Here is a 3,662-nt window from a genome sequence, read left to right on the forward strand (position 1 = left end):
GGGACGGACGGGGGTCGGTTCATCTCGCGGGCTCCGGTCGCAGCGTGAGCAGGTGTTGCACCAGGGTGATCAGGGCGTCCAGGACGCTGTCCCGCAGGCGGGCGTCACAGACCGTCAGGGGGGTGTTCTCGTCCAGGTCCAGCGCCGTCCGCAGCTCCGCGCCGGGGTGCTCCGGGGAGTCGGGGAAGGCGTTGACGGCGACCGCGTACGGCAGGCCGAGGTCCTCGGCCAGGTCCAGGGCGGGGAAGCAGTCGCGCAGGCGTCGGGTGTCGGCGAGCACCAGGACGCCCAGGGCGCCGCGTGCCAGGTCGGTGGCCAGCGGCAGGAAACGGGTCTGACCGGGCGCGCCGAACAGGTAGAGCACCAGGTCGCGGCGGTCGCCGTGCAGGGTGATCCGCCCGAAGTCCATGGCCACGGTGGTGGAGTGCTTCTGCGGCAGGCCGGCCAGGTCGTCGGTGCCGACCGAGGCGGCCGTCATCTCCTCCTCGGTGCGCAGCGGCTCGATCTCCGAGACGGCGCCGATGAGGGTGGTCTTGCCGGCGCCGAAACCGCCGACGACCAGGATCTTGGCGGGTTCCTCGTGCCCCTGGAGATAGGCGGGACGCGGGCGGCCGGGCTCCGTCGTCGGGCCGGTGGGGCCGGACGGGCCGGGTGAGCGGGACAGGTCAGGTGCGGAGACGACGGAGTCCACTGAGCACCTCCTCCAGAAGCTGCCGGTCGGGCAGCGCGGCGGGCGGGACGGGCGAACGGGTGGTGACGTGGCCCGAGTCCTTCAGTTGACTGATCAGGATCGTCAGCACACTGATCGGCAGGTCGAGATGGGCGCTGATCTCGGCGGCCGAGAGGACACCCGGCTCGCACAGGCGGAGCACCCGCTGCTGCTCGGGACCGAGATCCGTCTGATCGGGGGGATTGGTCGGGGGGAGGACCAGCGTGGCGTGGTCTATGGTGTTGCGGCTCGGCGCGGTCCGCCCGCCCGTAATGGTGGACGGGCGGACCAGCCCGGCGTCGCGGCCGGGGCGTCGCGGCGGGGGATTCATGCCGCTCCGCCGCGGGGTGCGACGCCCAACTCCCTGCCGAGGCGCGAGACGGCGCGGGCCATCTCGCCGGTGATGATGCTGATGTCGGCGTCCGGGTCGGTGGCGACCGCGAGGTAGGTGCCCTCGCCGGCGGCCATCATGAGCAGACAGCCACCGCCGTACTGGATCATCAGCAACTCGTGCTGCTCACCGGCACAACCGGCGAACTCGGCGACCGCCCGGCCCAGGGACTGCAACCCCGACACCGAGGCGGCGGTGCGCTCGGCGAGGTCCCGCTCCAGGTCCCGGGAGACCGCTCCCGGCAGACCGTCGGCGGTCAGCACCAGGGCCCTGCGGACCCCGGGCTGGGTCATGATGTGCTCGTCCAGGATCCATCCCAGACCAGCCAGCGAGGTCGTGCTGGCGGACTTCATGTGGTGCTCACCTCGTCATCACCGGGGGTACGGGGGGTCGGCGTCGTCGGCGTCGTCGGGCCCGCCTCGCCGGAGAAGGCGGCCCGGAAGGCACGGGCGGCCTCACCGGCCGCGCCGAGCCGCGAGGGCGGTCCGGCGGCCGGCCGCGGCGCGGTCACGTGCCACCCGGGTGGCTCCTCGGGAGCGGCGTGCCGGCGCCGACGGCGCTGGGGCAGCCCGCCGGGGGTCAACTCCTCGTCCTCCTCGGGGAAGCCGCCGGGGGCGGCTGCGTGGTCGAAGCCCGGGTCGCTGTACGCGCCCCGGACGCCGCGGTGGTCGGCGGGCTCCGGCCGCTCGCGCCGCTCCGCCCGGTCCACCGCCGCGTGGTCCGGACCCCAGTCCTCGTCGGTCCGGGGCTCGGCGGAGACCCGGGCCGCGCGCCGGGTGGGCAGCGGCTCGGGGGCGGGCCCCTCGTGCGGATCGGAGAGGGACTCCCGGGCCGGCGCGGGCGCCGGGGCCGGTACCGAGGCCTGCGGGGAGGCCTGCGGCGGCGCGCCGATCTCCTCCTCGTCCATGGGCAGCGGGGTCAGCAGCTCGTTGGGGAGGTGGATGACCATGCGGGTGCCGCCGTACGGGGAGCCGTCCGGCACCGCCGAGGCGCGGAAGCCGTAGCGACGGGCGAGCAGGCCCACCACGGCCCACCCAGCGGCGAGCGGGGCGGGAAGCTCCGTCAACCGCACGTCGTGGTTCCGGCTGAGCACCTCCTCGGCCTGCTCCTCGAGTTCCCGGGTGAGCCCCACACCGCCGTCGTCCACCAGCAACGACAGGCCGTGGTGGTCGGAGCGGAAGCGGACCTCCACCCGGGAGGCCGGGCTGCTGTGCCGGGCGGCGTTGTCGAGGAGTTCGGCGATGGCGAGCACCACCGGCTCCACGACGCGGCCGGTGACCGCGATGGTCGGCTCGCCGATGATGTGCACCCGGCGGTGCCCGTCGGCGATGCGACCGGTCGCGGCCCGCACCACGTCCAGCGCCGGCGCGTCCACCCGCTGCCGGCCCGGCCAGTCGCCCGCGAGGACGAGTGTGGCCTGGGCCCGGCGCAGCGCCTGGGCGACCAGCGGGTCGAGTTCGAGGAGGACGCCCGCGACCTGCTGGCTCCGCTCGTGCTTGACCAACAGGGCGTCGAGCTGTGCCTGGAGGCGGTGCAACTGGGCGGTGACCGGGGCCATCGCCCCGCGCAGGGCGCTGCGGGTGGCGTTCTCCGCCCCCCGCGCCGCCTCCTCGGTGACCTGCTGGAGGGTCTCGTCGGCCCCGGCCCCCGCGGACTCGGCGACACGGCGCGCCTCGGCCATCTCCTCGGCCGCGGCCCGACGGGCGGTCGCCGCCTCCTCGGCCGCCGAGCGGCGGGCGGCCTCGGCGTCGGCGATGATGCGGGCCACCTCGTGGTGGACCGCCTCCAGCACGGCGCGCGCGGCCTGTTCGAGTTCGGTGCCCTCGATGTCGGGGCGGGAGGGGCCGGGGATGGGCTGTCCCCCGCCGGCGCCGCGGGCCGATGCCGCGACGGCCGGGACCCGGGTGCGAGCCAGGTGGTACAGCTCGTTGCGGGTGAGCCGGCCGGAACGTTCCGCCCTGCTCGCCCGGCGACGGTCGCGGAGCAACAGCGGCGTCAGTACCGCCGCCGTCCCCGCGCCGCCCGCGAGCACGGCGGCCGATAGCTCTAACAGCATGCGTGTCTTTTCCTTAGGCGGGGCTGTGTTGGGGAGTGGCAGGAGGAAAGGGTTCCGGAGCCGCCCCGGCTGCCCCGGCCACCCGCGCCGTTGGGGTCGGACGCGGCGCATGCGGGGACGAGCAGGATGTGCCCCCGGCATGTACCAAATGGGTACGGTGCGTCATCACGGTATAGCGTGGACCCCCTGCGTCGCCACGCCCCCGGGAAATCCATCAAGATCATTTGATTCCCAAACCCGGTGGCGCTGCTCATTATTGTTGCACCGTCAGACGGGTGCGCCCCGGGGCGCGCGCCCCGGCGCACTTCGCATCGGTGAAGCCCCGGAGATGCCGGGGAGGTTCCGGGGAGACCCGGGAGAAGCCCCCGGGAGAAGCCGGGGAGAGGCCTTCCCCGGGAGCGGTCCCGGGCCCCGGGGGAGCGGCCCCGGGACCGGCCAGGGAGGACCGAACGGTCACGGGACCGGCACGGGGCGGGCACGGAGCCCGCGACCTGCTGTGCGTGGCC

General features: G+C 75.0%; 4 protein-coding genes. All 4 read right to left on the bottom strand.

What is annotated here, in order from left to right:
• Positions 1 to 19: 19 nt before the first annotated feature.
• The 4 genes from FOE67_RS19740 to FOE67_RS19755 are packed head-to-tail and all read right to left on the bottom strand — an operon-like array spanning position 20 to position 3,156.
• Positions 20 to 691 (bottom strand): GTP-binding protein, encoded by a 672-nt coding sequence (locus FOE67_RS19740; RefSeq protein ID WP_438874258.1) that lies wholly within the window; start codon positions 689 to 691, stop codon positions 20 to 22.
• Complete coding sequence (locus tag FOE67_RS19745; RefSeq protein ID WP_182666166.1) at positions 666 to 1,040, bottom strand: DUF742 domain-containing protein; 375 nt, start codon at positions 1,038 to 1,040, stop codon at positions 666 to 668. Before FOE67_RS19745 ends, FOE67_RS19740 begins: the two co-directional genes overlap by 26 nt.
• Entirely contained in the window at positions 1,037 to 1,453 is a 417-nt protein-coding gene (locus FOE67_RS19750) for a roadblock/LC7 domain-containing protein (protein WP_182666168.1), read from the bottom strand. Before FOE67_RS19750 ends, FOE67_RS19745 begins: the two co-directional genes overlap by 4 nt.
• Positions 1,450 to 3,156 (bottom strand): ATP-binding protein, encoded by a 1,707-nt coding sequence (locus FOE67_RS19755; RefSeq protein WP_182666170.1) that lies wholly within the window; start codon positions 3,154 to 3,156, stop codon positions 1,450 to 1,452. Before FOE67_RS19755 ends, FOE67_RS19750 begins: the two co-directional genes overlap by 4 nt.
• Positions 3,157 to 3,662 lie beyond the last annotated feature (506 nt).

The sequence above is a fragment of the Streptomyces calidiresistens genome (assembly GCF_014141525.1).
GTDB lineage: Bacteria > Actinomycetota > Actinomycetes > Streptomycetales > Streptomycetaceae > Streptomyces > Streptomyces calidiresistens.